Annotated in this window: 19 protein-coding genes; 9 read left to right on the top strand and 10 right to left on the bottom strand. The window is 69.2% G+C overall.

The genetic code is table 11. From position 1 onward, the window contains the following. Positions 1 to 287 precede the first annotated feature (287 nt). Positions 288 to 467 carry a Flp family type IVb pilin gene (locus tag EHF44_RS22610; RefSeq protein WP_124685927.1) on the bottom strand — a complete coding sequence of 60 codons (180 nt, stop codon included), beginning with the start codon at positions 465 to 467 and terminating at the stop codon, positions 288 to 290. 439 nt (positions 468 to 906) lie between these two features. Next, a complete protein-coding gene (locus EHF44_RS22605; RefSeq protein WP_124685926.1) occupies positions 907 to 2073 on the bottom strand; it encodes a collagen-like triple helix repeat-containing protein in 1167 nt (388 codons plus the stop codon). Positions 2074 to 2699: 626 nt separating this feature from the next. Between EHF44_RS22605 and EHF44_RS22600 the strand changes: the two genes are divergently transcribed. Then, entirely contained in the window at positions 2700 to 4112 is a 1413-nt protein-coding gene (locus tag EHF44_RS22600) for a collagen-like triple helix repeat-containing protein (protein ID WP_124685925.1), read from the top strand. Positions 4113 to 4247: 135 nt separating this feature from the next. Further along, positions 4248 to 5924 carry a ShlB/FhaC/HecB family hemolysin secretion/activation protein gene (locus tag EHF44_RS22595; RefSeq protein ID WP_124685924.1) on the top strand — a complete coding sequence of 559 codons (1677 nt, stop codon included), beginning with the start codon at positions 4248 to 4250 and terminating at the stop codon, positions 5922 to 5924. 39 nt (positions 5925 to 5963) lie between these two features. On the opposite strand, the gene EHF44_RS22590 is transcribed toward EHF44_RS22595, so the two are convergent. After that, on the bottom strand, positions 5964 to 6170 hold the full coding sequence (locus tag EHF44_RS22590; RefSeq protein ID WP_124685923.1) for a dodecin: 207 nt from the start codon (positions 6168 to 6170) through the stop codon (positions 5964 to 5966). A 222-nt stretch (positions 6171 to 6392) separates the two neighbouring features. Here EHF44_RS22590 and EHF44_RS22585 point away from each other — a divergent pair, with 222 nt between their 5' ends. The 3 genes from EHF44_RS22585 to EHF44_RS22575 all read left to right on the top strand — a co-directional run bounded on the left by EHF44_RS22585 (position 6393) and on the right by EHF44_RS22575 (position 8612). Next, positions 6393 to 6989 carry a phospholipase D family protein gene (locus tag EHF44_RS22585; protein WP_253700171.1) on the top strand — a complete coding sequence of 199 codons (597 nt, stop codon included), beginning with the start codon at positions 6393 to 6395 and terminating at the stop codon, positions 6987 to 6989. A gap of 280 nt (positions 6990 to 7269) precedes the next feature. Next, entirely contained in the window at positions 7270 to 7689 is a 420-nt protein-coding gene (locus EHF44_RS22580; RefSeq protein WP_124685922.1) for a hypothetical protein, read from the top strand. A gap of 206 nt (positions 7690 to 7895) precedes the next feature. Beyond that, entirely contained in the window at positions 7896 to 8612 is a 717-nt protein-coding gene (locus tag EHF44_RS22575; protein ID WP_124685921.1) for a dienelactone hydrolase family protein, read from the top strand. A 7-nt stretch (positions 8613 to 8619) separates the two neighbouring features. Here the strand turns inward: EHF44_RS22575 and EHF44_RS22570 are convergent, their stop codons facing one another. Both EHF44_RS22570 and EHF44_RS22565 read right to left on the bottom strand, forming a co-directional pair. Next, positions 8620 to 9354, bottom strand: a complete 735-nt coding sequence (locus tag EHF44_RS22570; RefSeq protein ID WP_124685920.1) for a glycine zipper 2TM domain-containing protein — start codon at positions 9352 to 9354, stop codon at positions 8620 to 8622. Between the two features lie 134 nt (positions 9355 to 9488). After that, a complete protein-coding gene (locus EHF44_RS22565; protein ID WP_124685919.1) occupies positions 9489 to 9953 on the bottom strand; it encodes a MarR family winged helix-turn-helix transcriptional regulator in 465 nt (154 codons plus the stop codon). Positions 9954 to 10144: 191 nt separating this feature from the next. On the opposite strand from EHF44_RS22565, the gene EHF44_RS22560 reads away from it, so the two are divergent. Both EHF44_RS22560 and EHF44_RS22555 read left to right on the top strand, forming a co-directional pair. Beyond that, a complete protein-coding gene (locus EHF44_RS22560) occupies positions 10145 to 10696 on the top strand; it encodes a YggT family protein (protein ID WP_124685918.1) in 552 nt (183 codons plus the stop codon). 201 nt (positions 10697 to 10897) lie between these two features. Then, positions 10898 to 11173 carry a hypothetical protein gene (locus EHF44_RS22555; RefSeq protein WP_124685917.1) on the top strand — a complete coding sequence of 92 codons (276 nt, stop codon included), beginning with the start codon at positions 10898 to 10900 and terminating at the stop codon, positions 11171 to 11173. A gap of 117 nt (positions 11174 to 11290) precedes the next feature. Here EHF44_RS22555 and EHF44_RS22550 read toward each other — a convergent pair whose 3' ends face one another. Then, positions 11291 to 12220: a LysR family transcriptional regulator gene (locus EHF44_RS22550; protein ID WP_124685916.1), complete on the bottom strand. Its 930-nt coding sequence runs from the start codon at positions 12218 to 12220 to the stop codon at positions 11291 to 11293. A gap of 200 nt (positions 12221 to 12420) precedes the next feature. Between EHF44_RS22550 and EHF44_RS22545 the strand changes: the two genes are divergently transcribed. Then, positions 12421 to 13242, top strand: a complete 822-nt coding sequence (locus EHF44_RS22545; RefSeq protein WP_124685915.1) for an IclR family transcriptional regulator — start codon at positions 12421 to 12423, stop codon at positions 13240 to 13242. Between the two features lie 13 nt (positions 13243 to 13255). On the opposite strand, the gene EHF44_RS22540 is transcribed toward EHF44_RS22545, so the two are convergent. From EHF44_RS22540 to EHF44_RS22525, 4 genes are all read right to left on the bottom strand, one after another. Next, positions 13256 to 13555 carry a 2Fe-2S iron-sulfur cluster-binding protein gene (locus tag EHF44_RS22540; RefSeq protein ID WP_124686734.1) on the bottom strand — a complete coding sequence of 100 codons (300 nt, stop codon included), beginning with the start codon at positions 13553 to 13555 and terminating at the stop codon, positions 13256 to 13258. Positions 13556 to 13650: 95 nt separating this feature from the next. Beyond that, entirely contained in the window at positions 13651 to 13977 is a 327-nt protein-coding gene (locus EHF44_RS22535) for a ferredoxin (RefSeq protein ID WP_124685914.1), read from the bottom strand. Position 13978: 1 nt separating this feature from the next. Continuing rightward, positions 13979 to 14281 carry a 2Fe-2S iron-sulfur cluster-binding protein gene (locus EHF44_RS22530; RefSeq protein WP_124685913.1) on the bottom strand — a complete coding sequence of 101 codons (303 nt, stop codon included), beginning with the start codon at positions 14279 to 14281 and terminating at the stop codon, positions 13979 to 13981. 36 nt (positions 14282 to 14317) lie between these two features. Continuing rightward, entirely contained in the window at positions 14318 to 15856 is a 1539-nt protein-coding gene (locus EHF44_RS22525; RefSeq protein ID WP_124685912.1) for a hypothetical protein, read from the bottom strand. 284 nt (positions 15857 to 16140) lie between these two features. Between EHF44_RS22525 and EHF44_RS22520 the strand changes: the two genes are divergently transcribed. After that, positions 16141 to 17070 (top strand): ornithine cyclodeaminase family protein, encoded by a 930-nt coding sequence (locus tag EHF44_RS22520; protein WP_124685911.1) that lies wholly within the window; start codon positions 16141 to 16143, stop codon positions 17068 to 17070. Positions 17071 to 17169: the final 99 nt, after the last annotated feature.

Raw genomic sequence — 17169 nt, 5'->3', positions numbered from 1 at the left:
GCGCCCCAGGCGCCGGCATTGCTGCGCGGCGCCCGGCTAGCGGCGTGCCCGGTGGGCGTACTGCGTTGATGCGCGACTTGGAACCACTCTTACCGTTCTTGCCTGGCCGTCCTTCAGTGCCTGCGGCCAGTGCCTACCGCTACCACTTCCGCCACTGCTTCAGACAGGCGTGCGAGCGCCCGCCACGGCTGGCATGACTGCCAGCACGTTGAACCGGTTGCTTCAGGTGCGTCCGGCCGAAGCCGGATGGGTCAAAAAATGGTGTGTGTGCGCGAATCCGCGGGCGCTCAGGGGGCGAACCAGCCCGCGATGCGGCCGGCCAGGGTATTGAACCCGGCGCCGAGGTTGGTGCCCATCAAGCCGACTCCGGCTGCGATGGCGATGGAGATGAGGCCCACGATCAGGCCATATTCGATGGCAGTGGCTCCCCGTTGGGTCTTGCCATGGCGCGCCAGTTTCTTTTGCATGATCTCACTCCCGAAAGTGTCTACCCTGCACGGATATCCAGCGGTACGACCTGACCCCTGTTCCTCTGCCATCTGTGCCGGGCGCAAGCCCCGCGTGGCGTTTTTTATGTGTGAAACCGCTGGTGCAAACATTTATAAGACAACGCATGTCTCAACCATACCCCCCGTTCGAGCTATGGCTGTTTCAGCTTAAAGGCGGACAGACGTTTGAAACAATGTCGGCCCGCCTTCCGACTTCGGGATGACCCTGAGCCGAATTGTTAAAGAGCGCGCAATAAAGGCGGTGTGCCGTGCGGCAGCCTGCACGTATTGCTGCAGGCGGGCGCACGGCACGAAATAAAAGGATGCGCCGCGCGGGGTAAGGACGACAGCGCACCGTAAAGTAGCCGGCGCGGATGACAGGGAAAATCCCGAGTCGTCCGCGATAAAGGTTTGCAGCTCAGTGGCGCGTCAGCCCGCCCAGCAGGCCAGTGACGGGGGCAAGCGGACTGGCGGTGGTCCCGCCCGATGCGGCGCCGCTCGTGGCACCGGTCAGGCCGCTTGTGACCGTGGTCAGCAGGCCCGTGACCGGCGCCAGCGGATTGCTGCCGCCGGTGCTGCCGCCCGCCGCGCCACCCACCGATCCCAGCAGGCCGGTGACCGGTGCCAGCGGACTGCTGCCGCCGGTGCTGCCGCCCGTGCCGCCCAGCGGCAGGTTGTTGAGCAGTCCACCGAGCGGATTGCCGCCCGTGGCGCCGTTGTGGTTCAGCAGCACGCCGGCCACCGCAACGGTCTGGCCGGTCTGGTTCACCACGCCGCCCAGCGGCGAGACGATCGGCGTGTTGGTGTTGGCGATCATGCTGCCCGCCGTGGCGACGGTATTGCCGAGCTTGGTCAGCAGGTTGTCGACGGGCACGCCGAGCCCCGTGGCGCCGCCCACGGTCTGCGTGGCGTTGGTGAGCTGAGTGGTCAGTGGCACGATGACCTTGCTGGTGCTGCCGGTGAGCTGCGCCACGGGCCCCGTGGACAGCGTCTCGCCCAGCTTGCCGCCCAACGTCATCACGCCCTGTCCCACGGTCTGCACGAGTCCGCCGGCAGGATTGGTCACGGCCGACAGCGGCGAGAGCTGGTCCGTGCCGACGGCCTTGACGAGATCGCCCGCGCTGACCACCGTGGCGCCCGCCTGCGTGACGACGTTGCCGGTGTTGGCCACGGTCACGCCCACGGGGTTGTCCACCGCGCCGATCTGGCCCAGGCCGTCGCGCACGCCGGTGCCTAGCGTGGCCACGGTCTGGCCCGCCTCGATCACCACGTCGCCGGTGGCGTTCTTCGCATTGGTCGGCACCAGCGGCAGGTTCGTGTCCTTGATCTGCTGGCCGATCTGGCTCACCGCGTTGCCGGTGGCCACCACGGTGTTGCCCGCGCCTTCCACCACCTTGCCCGTGGGCGTGGTTGCCGCGGTGGGCTGCGGGTTGTCGGTGCCGGGATTGGTCGGGGTGCCCGGCGTGGCGGGGCTGGGGCTGCCGCCACTGGACCCGCCCGAGGCGCAGCCGGCCAGCAGGGCCACCATCGCCGCGCAGGCGATGGCCATCATGTTCAAGGGGCGCGTCGGCTTGGTTGCTTGCATGTCCTGATCTCCTTTTCGATGTGCTGGGCGTGGCCCGCTGTCTTCCCGCGCATATCGCCGCGACCCGTTCGGCGGCTGGGTGATGCGTCGTGGCTGCGGACCGGAAGCGCAAGCGGTATGCCAGGCTCAATCGCGTGTTCGATACAGGCGCGCCGCGTGCCTGTGCCCCGGCCGGAGACCGTTGCCGGGCAAGGCTTTCGGGCACGCGGCGGGCCCCGGCCGCAAGCGTTGGCGCGATGGCCGCACGGTGTTACGTGCTACGTAACGTGTTCCCGCGCCGGCCGTTACACCGGACACCGGCCGCCCCGTCCACGCGCGCGGCATCGCACCCCGCGCCGTTCCCTCCGCGTCACCGTGCGTTACGTAACACGTAACGCGAAACACGCGGCCCGCCGCGCCCGGCCGCTTCATGCGCGCGTTTGACCGATCGGCCGCAAACCCTTGCGGCACGCGCGTTTGCGCGCGGCATCCCCTGCTTGCGCGGGGTCCGCCGCCGACGTGGCCCACCCACTGGCACACCGCTTGCGCAAGCCATGGCAGACGCGGCACGCCACAGGCATCGCAACAGAGACGATCCACAGCGTGTCCGTGAACCTGGTCGGGAAAATCTGAAAAAGGAAATGGTCATGCGCAAGGCACAACTTTCGGCGAAGCAATGCTTCGTCACGGCATTGCTGGGGTCCCTGCTGGCACTGGGCGGCTGCGCCAGCGGCAGCGGTTCGACGTCGATGGGCACCAGCGGCGCGGGTGGGAGCAGCGGCGCCGGCGGGTCGAACAGCACCGCCACCACGGGCGGCGGCACCGACACCGCCAGCAACGGCGGCCAGCCCAACGGCGGGCAGCCCAACGGCGGCAACCCGAACGACGGCAACAACGGCGGCACCACGCCCGCGCTGACGCCAACCGGCGCCATCGTCAACAACGCGGGCGGCATTATCGGCGGCGTGGCCGATACCGTCACCGGCGTGGGCGAGGCCATCAAGGACGCCAACGTGCCGGTCGTCTCCGTGCAGACCAAGGACGGGCTGGCCGGCGTGGTGACGTCGATCGGCGGCGCGGTGGGCGCGCTGGGCACCGGCGTGCAATCCGGCCTGGGCAGCATGCCCAATGCCACGAACCCGGTGGGCACCACGGTGGCCAGCACGGGCGGCGTGGTCAGCCAGCTTGGCAACGCGGTGACCAGCGCCGGCAGCGCGGTCACTGGCCTGGGCAGCGGCCCGCTGGCGCCGCTGGGCGCGGTCACGACGCCGCTGGGCGGCGTGGTCTCGCAGGTGGGCGGCGCGGTGAACAACCTTGGCGGGCAACTGGGCACCGCGCTCTCGACGGGCCCGGTCGAACAGCTCACGTCGAGCGTCAGCAAGGCCATCGTGCCGCTGACGTCGACGCTGACCAGCAGCACGCAATCGCTGGGCGCGGCCACGGGCCTGGGCCAGCCGGTCAACAACCTGCTTGCCACCGTGGGCGGCGCGCTGGCGACGGCCGGCTCGCAACTGACCAGCACCAACACGCCGGTGGTCTCCGGCGTGGGCGGCATCGTCACGGGCACCGGCAACACGGTGGCCGCCGTGGGCGGCGTCGTGAATGGCCCGGCGGGCAGCACCGGCAGCCCGCTGGCGCCGGTGACCGGCCTCGTGGCCGGACTGACCGGCGGCCTGACCAGTGCCACTGGCGGCGCGGCCAGCCCGCTCGCCCCGGTCACGGGCCTGGTCAACACGGTCACCAGCGGCCTGACCAGCGCCACGGGCGGCAGCACGGCAAGCCCGCTGGCGCCGGTGACCGGCCTGGTCAGCGGCATCGCCAACGGCGCCACCGGTGCGCTGTCGGGGGCCACGGGCGGCGCGGGCGGCAGCACCGCCAGCCCGCTCGCACCGGTCACCGGGCTGGTGGCCGGCCTGACCGGCGGCAACGCCCCGGCCACCAGCGGCAGCACCACGCCGACGACGGGCGGCACCAAGCCCGCCAGCCCGCTGGCCCCGGTCACGGGGCTGGTGGGCGGACTCGTCGGCGGCCTGACCGGCGCGCTCGGCGGCAAGCGATAGCGGCAAGGGGCGCCCGCGCGCCCCGCATCAAGCAAGCGTTGCGGCCACGCAGGGGCGGCAGGGGAGCGGCACCTCTCCCGCCCGTGGCACGCCACCACATAGCCGCAAAGCAGGTTTCCATCGAGGGGTAACACCATGCGTACACGCGAGAGCGTTGCCGCGCTGCTGGTCGGCGTCGGCCTCTTCCATAGCGGGCTGTCCCATGCGGAGCGCGGCCCGGTGCAGGGCGATCCCACGCAGACGCTGCCCAGCATCGCACCCAGCAAACCCGCCCAGAGCAACGTGACCGTGCAGGTGGAGCGACCCGATTCGGCGCTGCAGAACCTGCTGGCGTCGCGGCTGACACCGCGGCATTTCCAGATCGAAGGCGCCAAGACGCTGCCGTTCGACCAGATCGCGGCAAAGTTCACCCCGCTGGCCAACCGCGAGATCACGGTGGCCGAGCTGCTGCAGGCCGCGGAATCCGTCACGCAGATGTACAAGGACGCGGGCTACCCGCTGTCGTTCGCGTTCGTGCCGGCGCAGGCGTTCGAGAACGGCAACGTGCTGATCACCGTGGTGGAGGGCTACGTGGCCAACATCACGGTCAAGGGCAAGCCCGGCCCGGCCGAGGGGCGGCTGCGCAAGATCGCCGAGCAGTTGAAGAAGGACCGCCCGCTGCGGCAGGAAAGCTTCGAGCACTACGTGAACGTGCTGGCCCAGCAGCCCGGCATGCAGGTCAACGCCACCGTGCAGCCGCCGACCACCACCGACGGCGCGTGCGACATGGTGCTGGAGGTCAAGCGCAAGCCGTTCACGTTCGGCACCGGCGTGGAATGGATGTCGCCGGGCGTGCGGGCCATCGCCACGGCCACCACCAACAGCCTGACGCCGCTGGGCGAGCAGCTGTCGTTCTCGACGCTGTTCCCAAAGGGCCGCGACAACGAGGAGTACTACTCGGCCACCTACGCGCAGCCGCTGGGCACCGAGGGGATGCTGGCCCGGCTCACGGCGTCGCACTACCGCGGCGTGCCCGAGAACAACGCGCTGGCGCCGATCGGGTTCGAGTCGCGCTACGTCAACGATTCCAAGCGGCTGGGCGGCACGCTGAGCTATCCGGTGATCCTGAACAACCGTCACGCGCTGACGCTGACCGGCGGCTTCTACGCCAACAACCAGTTCGAGCGCTACACGCAGGCCGTGCAGCCCGGCGCCGGCCGGCAGGTGGAACTGGCCACCAGCGTGCGCGTGGCGACGGCCGAGGTGGCGTACCTGCAGCGCGGCACGGGCGTGACGCGCAATGCCACGCTGGGCTTCTACAAGGGCATCGACGGACTGGGCGCGAGCCGGCAGAACAACCTCAACGACCTGAGCTTCTTCCGCACGCGGCTGCTGCTGTCGCAGGCCAGCGACCTGCCGTTCGGCTTTGGCATGGCGCTGTCTGCGGCGGGCCAGTACAGCGCCAACCGGCTGGCGTCGAGCGAGCAGATCAGCGTTGGCGGCCGGTTCTTCGGGCTGGGCTACCCGGCCGGCGAGGTGGCGGGCGACAAGGGCTGGGGCGCATCGGCCGAGCTGAACCGGCTGTTCACGGTGGATTTCACGTACCTGAAGACGCTGCAGCCGTTCCTGGTGGCGGACATGGCGCGCGTGTACTCGAACAGCGTGTCGCTGTCGCACCGGACGCTGCAGTCGCTGGCCATCGGCCTGCGCTTCTCGGACCGGCGCTACTACACGATGGACGTGTCGGTGGCCCAGCCCGTGGGCGACAGGCCGACCAACGCCAGCCACCGCTCGCCGCGCATCAACCTGCTCTGGTCGTACCAGTTCGACTGAAGCGGCGCGCGGCCGGGGCGGCAGGCGGGCGCGGCCCGGTCAGTTCACGCGGAAGCCGATCTTGAGCGTGACCTGGAAATGGCCGACCTTGCCGTCCTGCACATGGCCGCGCGTCTCGACGACTTCGAACCAGTCGATGTGCTTGATGGTCTCGGCGGCCTTGGCCAGCGCGTTGCGGATGGCCTGGTCGCTGCCATCGGGCGAGGATCCAACGATTTCCACGAGCTTGTAGGTGTGATCGGTCATGCGGGCCTCCTGGGGTCTGGCGTGGGGAGATGCGGCGATGCAGCGCGGGTGCCGCGGCGGTGCGTGCCTTCATCATAGGCACCAGCCCTGTCGAGTCCCAAGACGGGCCGCAGGTTCCCGATCAACTTGCCGCGCGTTTCCGGTTGCGGGATCGGCGCGGCGCCTGTTACGCTGCGGGCCCTCGATTTCCCGTCACTCCCCTGTAACCTGATGTTTCTTTCCTTGCTTCCCTGCCGCCGGCTGGCCGTTGCCGGCATTGCCGGACTGCTGGCCGTCGTGGGCGCCGCCCAGGCCCGCACCACATCCATGCTGGACCGTGCCGTCGACGCGCTGACCACGCCGCGCGCCCAGTCCACGCCGTTTGCCAGCGGCAGCACCTACACGCTGTGCTTCGTGCCGGACGGCCCGAGCTGCCAGGACATGATCGTCGACGCCATTCACCGCACGCGCAAGAGGCTGCTGATCCAGGCGTACTCGTTCACCAGCACCCCGATTGCCAAGGCCGTGGCCGAGGCCCACCAGCGCGGCGTGGACGTGCGCGTGATCGTGGACAAGAGCCAGGCGTCTGAGCGCTACACGAGCGCCACCTTCCTCAAGAACGCGGGCATCCAGGTGGTGGTCGATACCAAGCCGGCCATCGCCCACAACAAGGTGATGGTGTTCGACGACCAGGCCGTGTTCACGGGGTCGTTCAACTTCACCAAGTCGGCCCAGGAACGTAACGCGGAGAACGGCATGCTGATCCGTGGCGACAGCGCCGTGGTGCGCGCCTATACCGACAACTGGCGCACGCGCTTCGACAAGTCGTCGGCGTACTGAGCGTGCCGGGGCGCGGCGGCCGGGTGTCCCGCGCCTCTCTTTTGCCGTCAACGGCACGAATGCGGGCATAACCGCCCGCTGTTCCGCGCATCCCCCGGACGCTTCCCGCAGGAAGATCAGTCAAACGCCGACAGACGCCTCCTGTGCCGTGGTGTGTACTTCAGGTACCGAGCGAGGATGCCGCGGCAGGCTGCATGTCCAGGCCCGCGTCTCTGACAGTTCCCTGCCCCGTGGTCAGCGCCATGCGCGCGCATCCCGCCCATTCCGGCAGGAGGAAGCGATGCAAGCACGAAACACTTCGATGGGCCGCATGGCGCGCCAATGGTGCGCCGTGGGTGCCGCCGCCGCGGCGTTGGGCATCTCGATGGCCGCTCACGCCGACATGCGGACCGACACGGCCGGCCCGTTCACCTACGTCTGTGGCGGCGTGGCCGCCGACGAGCAGGCGCAGATGAACAGCGAGGCCCGCAACTACGACATGGGCCTGCTGTTCACCCAGGGCACCCGGGGCGAGTACCTCTCGGATGTCAACGTCAAGCTGATGCGCGACGGCCAGCAGGTGGCGGAATTCAAGGCCACCGGCCCGCGTTGCCTGATCAAGGGGCCGCGTGCGTCGTACCAGGTGGTGGCGACGTTCGAGGGCAAGTCCAAGCAGACGACGCTGAGCCCGGGCGAGAAAAATGTACAGCTTCGCTGGTAGCGCGCGAGGCTGAAGAGCGAGTCAAGCAGTCCTGAGCCGCCAGTTCGCTGGCGGCCGCCATGCCGGCTACCCCTCCCGCGGGTGCCGGCATATTTTTTTGTCGGCCGGTGTTCGGCCACGGGCCTGCACGATCGCCATGGCGGTGGCACACTTGGCGGCTGCCGGGCGCGCCGCCCGTCTCGACCAACCTCCTGGAGTGCCCGACCATGACCACGATCCCCAACAGCCGCTGGATCCGCATCGACACCGACGCCGGCAGCTTCGACGCCTACCTGAGCCTGCCGCCCGGCGGCAAGAAGCCCGGCAACCCGGGCATCGTGCTGATCCAGGAGATCTTTGGCGTCAACGAGCACATCCGCTCGGTGGCCGACCAGTACGCGGCCGACGGCTACGTGGTGCTGTCGCCGGACGTGTTCTGGCGCACCGGCCCGCGCGTGGAGCTGGGCTACAGCGGCAAGGACTGGGAGCGCGCGATGGAACTGCGCAAGGCCGTGAACCTGGAGGATACGGTGGGCGACGTCGCGGCCACCGTGCAGGCGCTGCGCGCCGAGATTGGCGAAGGCGGCAAGGTGGCGGCCGTGGGCTACTGCTTTGGCGGCCTGGTGTCGTACCTGGCCGCGGCGCGCGGCCTGGTGGACGCCGCCGTGCCCTATTACGGCGGCGGCATCCAGAACCAGTTGCACGAGGCGGCCGCGCTCAACGTGCCCGTGCAGTTCCACTACGGCGCGCTGGACGCCCACATCAAGCCCGACGACGTGGAACAGGTGCGCCAGGCCGTGGCCGGCAAGCGCGGCACCGAGGTGCTGGTCTACGACCAGGCCGACCACGGCTTCAACTGCTGGGCGCGCGAATCCTACAACCAGCGCGCGGCCGCGCTGGCGCATGGCCGCGCGCTGACGTTCCTGGTCAACGCGCTGGCCTGAGCGCCGGTCAGTACGGCATCGCCACGCCGTTCTGGATGCGGACGCGGTCGCCGATGCGCATGTTGTACGGGCTGCCCTGCGTCAGCGTGAGGTAGCCGTTGTCCTGCGTGCGCACCCGCACGCGGAATGCCGCCGGGGCGGTGCTGGTGCGTTTTTCCACCTCGTTGCCGGCCAGCGCGCCGGCCACGGCACCGCCGATGGTGGCCACCGTGTTGCCCCGGCCGCCGCCGATCTGGTGGCCCAGCAGGCCCCCGGCCACGCCGCCCAGCACCGCGCCGACGCCGCTGGCGTTGGCCGGCTGCCCGCCCACCTGTTCGATCGATTCCACCCAGCCGTAGCGCACCGCGTACGGGTCGCTGTAGCCGCCGCTGGCGCTGGCGCCGTCATAGGCGCCGTAGCTGCCGCCCTGCGCCGGTTGCGGATAGCCGTACTGGTCGTAGCCGGGCTGCTGCGGATAGGACGACGTGGCGGGGTACGGCGACGACTGCGGATAGCCCGGCGCGCCGCTGATCTGCGTGCCGGACGTGCCGTAACCGGTGTTGTAGCCGTTGTTGTAGCCGCCGTTGTAGGCCGGGTTGCCGTAGGCGCCCTGGTAGCCGGCGGTCTGGTAGCCGGTCTGGTAGCCCGTGCCATAGCCATCGCCGTAGCCCGCGCCGTAGGGCGCGGCGCAACCGGCCAGCGTACCGGCAGCCAGGACGGCCAGGGCGAGCGTGCGGACGGCCGGGCGGATCGAGATGGACATGGTGGGGACTCCTGCGACGTTGCGCGTATCTGTGATGCGCGGGAGTCTAGTGCCGCGCCATGGCGGCAGGTGTCACCGGAGATTGTGATGGGTAACCGGCTGTAACGCCCCGGCCGGCGGCCCCGCTGGCGGCCTCAGCCGCGCTCGGCCTCGTCGTCGTTGAAGGCCGTGATCCGCGCCACGCGGAACGTGTTGCGCAGGGACTGCAGCTCGGCCCGGTGCAGCGCGGCCAGCCGGTTCAGGCATCGCTCGCCCTTGGCCAGCAGGTGGATCTGCACCACGCGCCGGTCATCGGGATGCACGCGCCGCGCCACCAGCCCCGCCGCCTCGCAGCGGTTGACCAGCGCCACCACGCCATGCTGCTTGGCCTGCAGCCGCTCGGCCAGTTCGCCCACGGACGCCCAGTTCTTGTCCCGGCTGCCGCGGATATGGAGCATCAGCACGTACTGCTGCACCGTCACGCCCTCGGCCTGCGCGGCTTCCTCTGAAAACCGCAGGAAGCGGCGCAACTGGTAGCGGAAATCGGACAGCGCCTCGAAGTCCTGTTTGGTCAGTGCGGTGTCGGGGGAAGACTTCGCGGAAGCAGGCTGGCGGGCCATAGGGGCTGTTCGTGGGCGCGGGTGGATCGGACAAGGCGCCCATTATATGGCGTCGCCGTACGGCCATCCGGTGTGCTGGCGCGCATACGGGCCCTATTTTCCACGGAGCCCGGCCGGCGCGGTATGGCAGAATCTGTGCGGTCGTCGACACCTTGTCGCCCCCCTAACGTCTTCAAAGGGAAAGCCGCCCGATGTTCATGGAAATCTTCCTGTTCCTGCTGGATACCGTCTTCACGCTGTTCGGCATGGCCCTGCTGCTGCGGCTGTGGATGCAGCTCACCCGGCTGCCGTCGCGCAACCCGGTGTCGCAGGGCGTGTTCCAGGTGACCGACTGGATCGTGCGCCCGCTGCGCCGCATCATCCCCGGCATCGGCGGCGTGGACTGGGCCACGGTGCTGGCCGCCTACCTGACGGCCGTGGCCTTCCTGGTCTGCCGCGCGCTGCTGCTGGACGCCGACCCCATCGCCTTCCTGCCCGCCATCCTGGCGCTGGCGTTGCTGACGATGCTGAAGTGGGGCATCACGATGGTGATGTGGGTGACGCTGCTGATGGCCGTGCTGTCGTGGCTCAACCCGCAGTCGCCGCTGGCCGGCCCGATCTGGCACCTGACCGCGCCGCTGCTGCGCCCGATCCAGCGCGTGATGCCGCGCCTGGGTGGCTTCGACCTCTCACCGCTGGTGCTGTTCGTCGTCGCGCAAATTTTGCTGATGCTGATCGCCGGCGTGAGCCGGGGCGTGGTGTAAGCGACCGCTAACCCTACAACCCCGGCGGGCAAACGATCGCCGGGGTTGCCGGAAATCCCGTCCTAGGGTTTTCCCGTACTGTTCAAGCTGCTGGACAGTGTGTCGAGAAATCGACCTTTTTCATGCTGTGGCCGACGCCTACATTACAGCCACCGCGGGCCACGACCCGCGATCTTTGCCATAAGTCGGAACAGCACAACCATGAAGAAGACCCTCGCCCTCTCCCTGCTCTGCGCCCTCGGCCTGTCGGTCGGCGCCACCGCCGCCCAGGCTTCGCAGACCATTTCTGACCTTGCCCGCCTGGATGGCAGCATCGGCCGCAAGATCGACCCGTACCTGGACGGCGCGCGCGGCGTGACTGAAAAGCGTGACGTGTACACCGAAGGTTCGCGCAGCGTGACCGACAAGCGCGACGTGTACTCGGAAGGCGCCCGTGGCGTGACCGAACGGCGCGACGCCTTTACCGAAGGCGCCTGATCGCCCGCTCCCCCGGCCTCGCCACTTCCCCCGGCGAGGCTTGCCCGGCAGGGTGCTCCCCCTGTCCTTGCCGGGCCCCTCATCCAGTTCCCCGCCATACCCGCAGCGCCCCCGGCACTATCCCGCCGGATGTCCCGCGTCGCCCAGATCTCCCAGGTCCGCCCCCATCATCGATTCGATGGCTTCCATGAACGCGCGCACCTTGCGCGGCTGGAGCCGGCGGTCCGGCAGCAGCGCGAACACGCGCAGCGGTGGCAGCGGATAGTCGGGCATGACGCGCACAAGCCGGCCCTGCGCGATCTCGGTCTCGGCCGCCGTCATCGGCACGCGGGCGATGCCCAGCCCGGCCAGCGCGGCCTGCATCCGCAGTTCGGCGTTGTAGGTCTGCATGCGCGGCCGGATGGGCACGGCGATGCGCTGCCCGTGACGCGAGAATTCCCAGACGGAGACGCCCGGCGTGGCCAGCGTCGGCATGTTGGACAGGTCCTCGGGCTGCATCTGCGCCGGCAGGCTGGCGGCCAGGCTCGGCGCGGCCACCAGGCCCCGCTCGACGTTCCAGATGCGGCGCGCGATGGTGCCCGAATCCGGCAGTTCGGTATCGACGGTCACGAACGCGATGTCAAAGCCCTCGCGGATCGGATCGACGAGCCCCTGGGCGATTTCGACGGTGATGTCCAGCGCCGGATGCGCGGCCAGCGTCCGGCAGATCACGCCGCCAAGCTGCTGGGCGCCGAATTCGTAAGGCGTGGCGATGCGCAGCATGCCCTGCACGCGCTCCTCGCGCGCCAGCGTTTCCTGGCGGATCTCGCGCAGCCGCGCAAACAGCGGTGCCACGTCACGATAGACCGCGCCGCCCGCATCGGTCAGCCGCATGCGGCGCGTGGTGCGCTCCAGCAGCTTGGCGCCGATGGCCGTTTCCAGCCGGATCACCGCCGCCGATACCCGTGACTTCGGACAGTCCAGCGCGGCGGCCGCCGCCGTGAATGTCCCCTGTTCCACCACACAGCAGAACGCCTCCCAGTCATTCCACTGGATTGTCTCGCTCACCGGACCCATTCCCCTTGTCAGACACCGTTGTCGGCGGCCGCCTGTCGCGGCCGTCTGTCGCCGCCGCGTGCCGCCACGCATCGACCGCACATTATGCGGCAGAGCCGATTGTGCCGGCCAAGGTTGCCCCGGACTGGCAAAGCAGGCACATTTCCTCTACCCTTTCGGCCTTCCAAGCCTCTGCCACCCTTTCCAGACCCATGGCGCATCCTGCCGATCCCGCTACGACCCGCGCGCCCGCTGCCGGTACGACGGAAAAGCCGAGCGACAGCTACGTGCAATCGTTCGCGCGCGGCCTGTCGGTGATCCGCGCCTTCGACGCCGCCCATCCGGCCCAGACGCTGACCGAGATTGCGCAGGCCAGCGGCCTGACCCGGGCCGGCGCGCGGCGCATCCTGCTGACGCTGGTGGGGCTGGGCTATGTGCAGAACGATGGCCGGCTGTTCCGCCTGACGCCGAAGATCCTGGACCTGGGGTTCGCGTACCTGACGTCGATGCCGTTCTGGAACCTGGCCGAGCCGGTCATGGAGGCGCTGTCGCAGTCGGTGCACGAAAGCTGCTCGATCTCCGTGCTGGACGGCACCGAGATCGTCTACGTGCTGCGCGTGCCGGCGCGCAAGATCATGACGATCAACCTGTCGATCGGCAGCCGGCTGCCGGCCTATTGCTCGTCGATGGGCCGCGTGCTGCTGTCCGGCCTGGACGACGCCGAGCTGGACCGCGTGCTCCAGGCGTCAGACCTGCAGCCGCGCACGCGACGCACGGTCACCGACATCGACCAGTTGAAGCGGCTGGTGGCCGACATCCGCAGCCGGGGTTGGGCCCAGAACGACCAGGAACTGGAGGAAGGGCTGGTGTCGCTGGCGGCGCCGATCCGCAGCCGCACCGGGCAGGTGATTGCCGCGCTGAACATCAGCGGGCAGGCCAACCGCACCAGCGCGCAGGAGATGGTCGACCGCTTCCTGCCGCCGCTGCTGGAGGCGGCCGGCAAGATTTCCGCGATGGTGAGCCTGCGGACCTGAGCGGTCCGGCGCGCTAGCGGGGCCCGGTGCGGGGTTCCCAGGACACCGCCACATCCCCCTTGACGAAGGTCTGGCATGCCATGCGATAGCCGGCGCGCAGGTCGTCGTCGGTCAGGTGCTTGCGCTCCTTGGGCTTGACCGCGTCCGTATGTTCCAGCCCCTGCTCGATCCGGCACTTGCACGTGCCGCAGATGCCGCCGCCACACTTGAACGGAATGCCGCCCTGCTCGCGCAGCGACACGCGCAGCAGGTTGCTGTTCTCGGGCGCGTTCACGGTCTTGCCCTGGTTGGTCACGAACGTGATGGCGACCATGCGCGTCGGCGCCGGTGACGCGCCATCGGCCGCATCCGGGGTGTTCGGGGTGGTCGGGGTGGTCGGGGCGATGGCAGCGTCGGAGTCGGCCCGCATCATATTTTCCTTATCGAGAGGTCCATGCTGCCAAAGCGCGCCAGCTTGTGCAGCGCGTCGTGGGCGGCGGCGAGCGTGTCGAAACGCTCCAGGAACCGGGTTGGCACGTGGTTGACCACGGGCGCGGGGTCGTCGCGGCCCGCCGGGCCGGATTCGTCGATCACGCGCACCTTGACGATGGCATCGCGCGGCGCCGTCAGCTCGGCAATCACGAACACGGCCTTGGGCCGGCCGTAGAACAGGTATTCCCAGGTCTCGCGCGGCTCCACGCCGGGCACGGGCTCGGTGCGGAACTGGCCCGGCTTGCTGGTCAGGATCACGAACATGTCAGGCCGCCAGCGCTTCCTGTTCCAGCTCGATGTCGTGCGTGAGCCAGATCTGGCACGCCAGCCGGAAACCCTGGTCCAGCCGCTCGCCAAGCTGCTTCTTTTCCTTCCAGTTCGGCGGCGGCAGGTGCTCGGCGCCGGCCAGCACCCGGCACGCGCACTTGGAGCACTTGCCCATGCCGCATTCGTAGCGCAGGTTCGGATACGGGAACTGCTTGATCCCGGCACGCACGACCAGGTTGGTGTCGGGCTTCACCTCGTCGGTGAACACCTGTCCGTTCTTGTGGAAGACGACTTTCGGCATAGCAATCTCTTTAAATCCGCGAAAACGACCGGCGCGTCAGTGCCACAGCAGCATGGCGCAGATCGTGGAGACGAACAGCCCGGCCAGCACGGGCAGCAGCAGCGCGCGCACGGCGTCGAGCACGGGCACGCGGGCAAACCCGGCCACGGCGATCAGCGACGACCACGCGATCAGCGTGCCGCCGCCCGTCCAGACCGCGCCCATCTGGCCCACGGCTGCCAGCGTGGCGGAATCGAACCCGACCACCGGGCCCAGCGCCCCGGCCAGCGTGCCCGTCAGCGGCAGCCCGGCAAACCCCGAGCCGTCGATGCCGGTGATCATGCCCACCAGCAGCACGCCGAACGCCACCAGCACGTGGTTGTCCGGGATCATGTGCTGGTACGCCTGGATCAGCTCGAACAGCAGGCTCGGCGCGCGGCCGGCATCCACGCCCAGGATCTGCACGGCGGTTTCTCCGGCGCCCACGAAGAAGAAGCCGGCAATCGGCAGCACCGAGCCCATGGCCTTGAACGCGAACACGAAGCCGTCGGTGATGTGGTCCGGGCAGACGTCGAGCATGCGGCGCGGCCCTTCGGCGGCCAGCGTGGCCAGCATCATCAGCAGCGCGGCCACGCCGCCCACCAGCGCGGCGGCGGCGCCGCCCTTGAGGTCGGGCATGCCGGAGGCGATCTTCGGCAGCACCATCAGCGTCACCACGCAGATGAACGCCAGCGGCGTCAGCACGGCAAAGAACTTTGACCACTTCACGCGGCGGCGCGCCACCATCGCCAGGCTCTGCTCGATGTTGGCGTCGGTGGCCAGCGGCTCTTCGTGCGACGTGCCGCGCGCGATCTCGGCCTTGTCGAACGTGCCGATGGCTTCCACGGCGGCGTCGGGGCCCGTGGCGCGGGCCTGCCAGCGGTCCAGCAGCGCGCCGCTGGCCGGCACGATATGGCGGCGCATGGACAGGTAGGCCAGCGACAGCGCGATGGCACCGGTGATGATCGACAGGATCAGCGCGCGGTCCGCCACTACGGCCGCACTGACCGCCGCGCCGGCCGCCTTGGCGCTGATGCCCGGCGCCACGCCGATCACGTAGTCCGACGACAGCGCCATGCCCTGCCCGGCAATGGCGATGGCCATGGCGCCAGCCAGCGGCGGCAGCCCGGCGGCGATGGCGGCCGGCAGCAGGATGGCCGACACCAGCGGCACGGCCGGCGTGGGCCAGAAGAACAGCGAGATCACGTAGGTGATGCCGGCCAGGATGAAATAGGCGCTATGGCCGTTCTTCATCACCAGCCGGAACGGCTCGACCATGCGGATATCGGATCGCAGCGTCTTCAGCGCGTTGAGCAGCGCCGTCATGAACGCGATCACCAGGAAGATGTTGAACAGTTCCTTGGCCGCCACGAGGCTGGCCGCGAAGATGCCGCCCAGCGCGCTGATCGGGCTGCCCGTGATGGCCAGGATCACGAGGAAGGTGCCCAGGATCGACGGCACCACGACATTGGCCCGCAGGATCATGGTCAGCACGATCACTGCCACGCCCAGCAGGTACACCCAATGTGCCAGGCCAATCTCAACAGTTTGTTGCATGAGGCTCCCCTTTCCTGGAGGCCCTTGTGGGGGCGGTATATGAATCGTTGTCGAATCGCTTTTTTGTATACTATATCCCGCTCGATCACGATCACAAGCGAAAACTGCCGGACCTAGGGAAATCACCGCCGCGGTGCGGCAGATTCCCCGGAACGGGCCACACTGCACGGATTGCGGGCGGTGCGCACCGTTCCGGTCGGGGCTGGCGGCTGCTGGAAAACCCGCTGGCTTTTTCGGAAACTGTGTGTAGACTGTATACCGAAATGACTTACAGGCCCGTTCCCATGCTCCATGTCACCGACGCGATGATCGATCGCCACGTCACCGCCGCCGACGCCCAGGCCGCCATGCTCGACGCTTTCCGCAGCTTCGGCCGGGGCGACGCGGCCATGCAGGAACGCATCCGCACCGAGGCGGGCGGCGTGAAGCTGTCGACGCTCGGCGCGGTCATCCCGGCCCAGCAGGTGGCAGGCGCCAAGGTCTACACCACCATCGCCGGCCAGTTCTCGTTTGTCATCCTGCTGTTTTCGACGGTTGACGGCCGCCCGCTGGCCTCGTTCGATGCCGGCGCGATCACACGGCTGCGCACGGCGGCCTGCACGGTGCTGGCGGCCCGCAAGCTGGCCACGCCCGGCGCGTCGACGCTGGCGCTGTTCGGCGCCGGCACCCAGGGCGTGCAACATGCGCTGCAGCTATCGGCCGCGCTGCCGCTGCGGCAGGTGCTGGTCTGCGACCCGTACGCGGCGCCCGACGCGGCCGACCGGCTGGCCAGCCAGTGCGGCATCCCGGTGGCCTTCGCGCCGGCCGAGGCCGCCGCGTCGGCGGCGGACATCATCGTGACGGCGTCGCGCTCGACCACACCGCTATTCCCCGGCAACGTCGTCAAGCCCGGCGCGTTCGTGGCCGCCATCGGATCCAGCCTGCCGCACACGCGCGAGCTGGACGACACGCTGCTGGCGCGCGCCGCCGCCGTGGTGGTCGAGTGGCGCCAGCAATCGCTGCGCGAAGCCGGCGACCTTGTGCTGGCCGACAAGGCCGCACTGCCCGACAGCAAGATCGTGGAACTGGCCGATGTGCTGCTCGATACCGAACCCGCGCGCCGCCATGCCGACGACATCGTGATCTACAAGTCGGTGGGCGTCGGGCTGGAAGACGTGGCCCTGGCCGGCGTGGCCTGGCAACGGATCGCCGCCGCCCAGGCCGTCGCCGCCTGACCCGCCGACGATTGCAGTCACCGCCCTGCGCGGCTTTTTTATCGCCCGGGCGACGTTGTAGAAAGTATACAAACCCCTTTCACCCCGAACGCTACGAAA

Origin of the sequence: Cupriavidus pauculus (genome assembly GCF_003854935.1) — a bacterium.
GTDB lineage: Bacteria > Pseudomonadota > Gammaproteobacteria > Burkholderiales > Burkholderiaceae > Cupriavidus > Cupriavidus pauculus_C.
This window is presented reverse-complemented; position numbering and strand designations above follow the sequence as displayed.

Coding starts and splice junctions, on each gene's coding strand:
- EHF44_RS22610 (WP_124685927.1), bottom strand. CDS start 467: ATGCAAAAGAAACTGGCGCGCCATGGCAAGACCCAACGGGGAGCCACT.
- EHF44_RS22605 (WP_124685926.1), bottom strand. CDS start 2,073: ATGCAAGCAACCAAGCCGACGCGCCCCTTGAACATGATGGCCATCGCC.
- EHF44_RS22600 (WP_124685925.1), top strand. CDS start 2,700: ATGCGCAAGGCACAACTTTCGGCGAAGCAATGCTTCGTCACGGCATTG.
- EHF44_RS22595 (WP_124685924.1), top strand. CDS start 4,248: ATGCGTACACGCGAGAGCGTTGCCGCGCTGCTGGTCGGCGTCGGCCTC.
- EHF44_RS22590 (WP_124685923.1), bottom strand. CDS start 6,170: ATGACCGATCACACCTACAAGCTCGTGGAAATCGTTGGATCCTCGCCC.
- EHF44_RS22580 (WP_124685922.1), top strand. CDS start 7,270: ATGCAAGCACGAAACACTTCGATGGGCCGCATGGCGCGCCAATGGTGC.
- EHF44_RS22575 (WP_124685921.1), top strand. CDS start 7,896: ATGACCACGATCCCCAACAGCCGCTGGATCCGCATCGACACCGACGCC.
- EHF44_RS22570 (WP_124685920.1), bottom strand. CDS start 9,354: ATGTCCATCTCGATCCGCCCGGCCGTCCGCACGCTCGCCCTGGCCGTC.
- EHF44_RS22565 (WP_124685919.1), bottom strand. CDS start 9,953: ATGGCCCGCCAGCCTGCTTCCGCGAAGTCTTCCCCCGACACCGCACTG.
- EHF44_RS22560 (WP_124685918.1), top strand. CDS start 10,145: ATGTTCATGGAAATCTTCCTGTTCCTGCTGGATACCGTCTTCACGCTG.
- EHF44_RS22555 (WP_124685917.1), top strand. CDS start 10,898: ATGAAGAAGACCCTCGCCCTCTCCCTGCTCTGCGCCCTCGGCCTGTCG.
- EHF44_RS22545 (WP_124685915.1), top strand. CDS start 12,421: ATGGCGCATCCTGCCGATCCCGCTACGACCCGCGCGCCCGCTGCCGGT.
- EHF44_RS22540 (WP_124686734.1), bottom strand. CDS start 13,555: ATGGTCGCCATCACGTTCGTGACCAACCAGGGCAAGACCGTGAACGCG.
- EHF44_RS22535 (WP_124685914.1), bottom strand. CDS start 13,977: ATGTTCGTGATCCTGACCAGCAAGCCGGGCCAGTTCCGCACCGAGCCC.
- EHF44_RS22530 (WP_124685913.1), bottom strand. CDS start 14,281: ATGCCGAAAGTCGTCTTCCACAAGAACGGACAGGTGTTCACCGACGAG.
- EHF44_RS22525 (WP_124685912.1), bottom strand. CDS start 15,856: ATGCAACAAACTGTTGAGATTGGCCTGGCACATTGGGTGTACCTGCTG.
- EHF44_RS22520 (WP_124685911.1), top strand. CDS start 16,141: ATGCTCCATGTCACCGACGCGATGATCGATCGCCACGTCACCGCCGCC.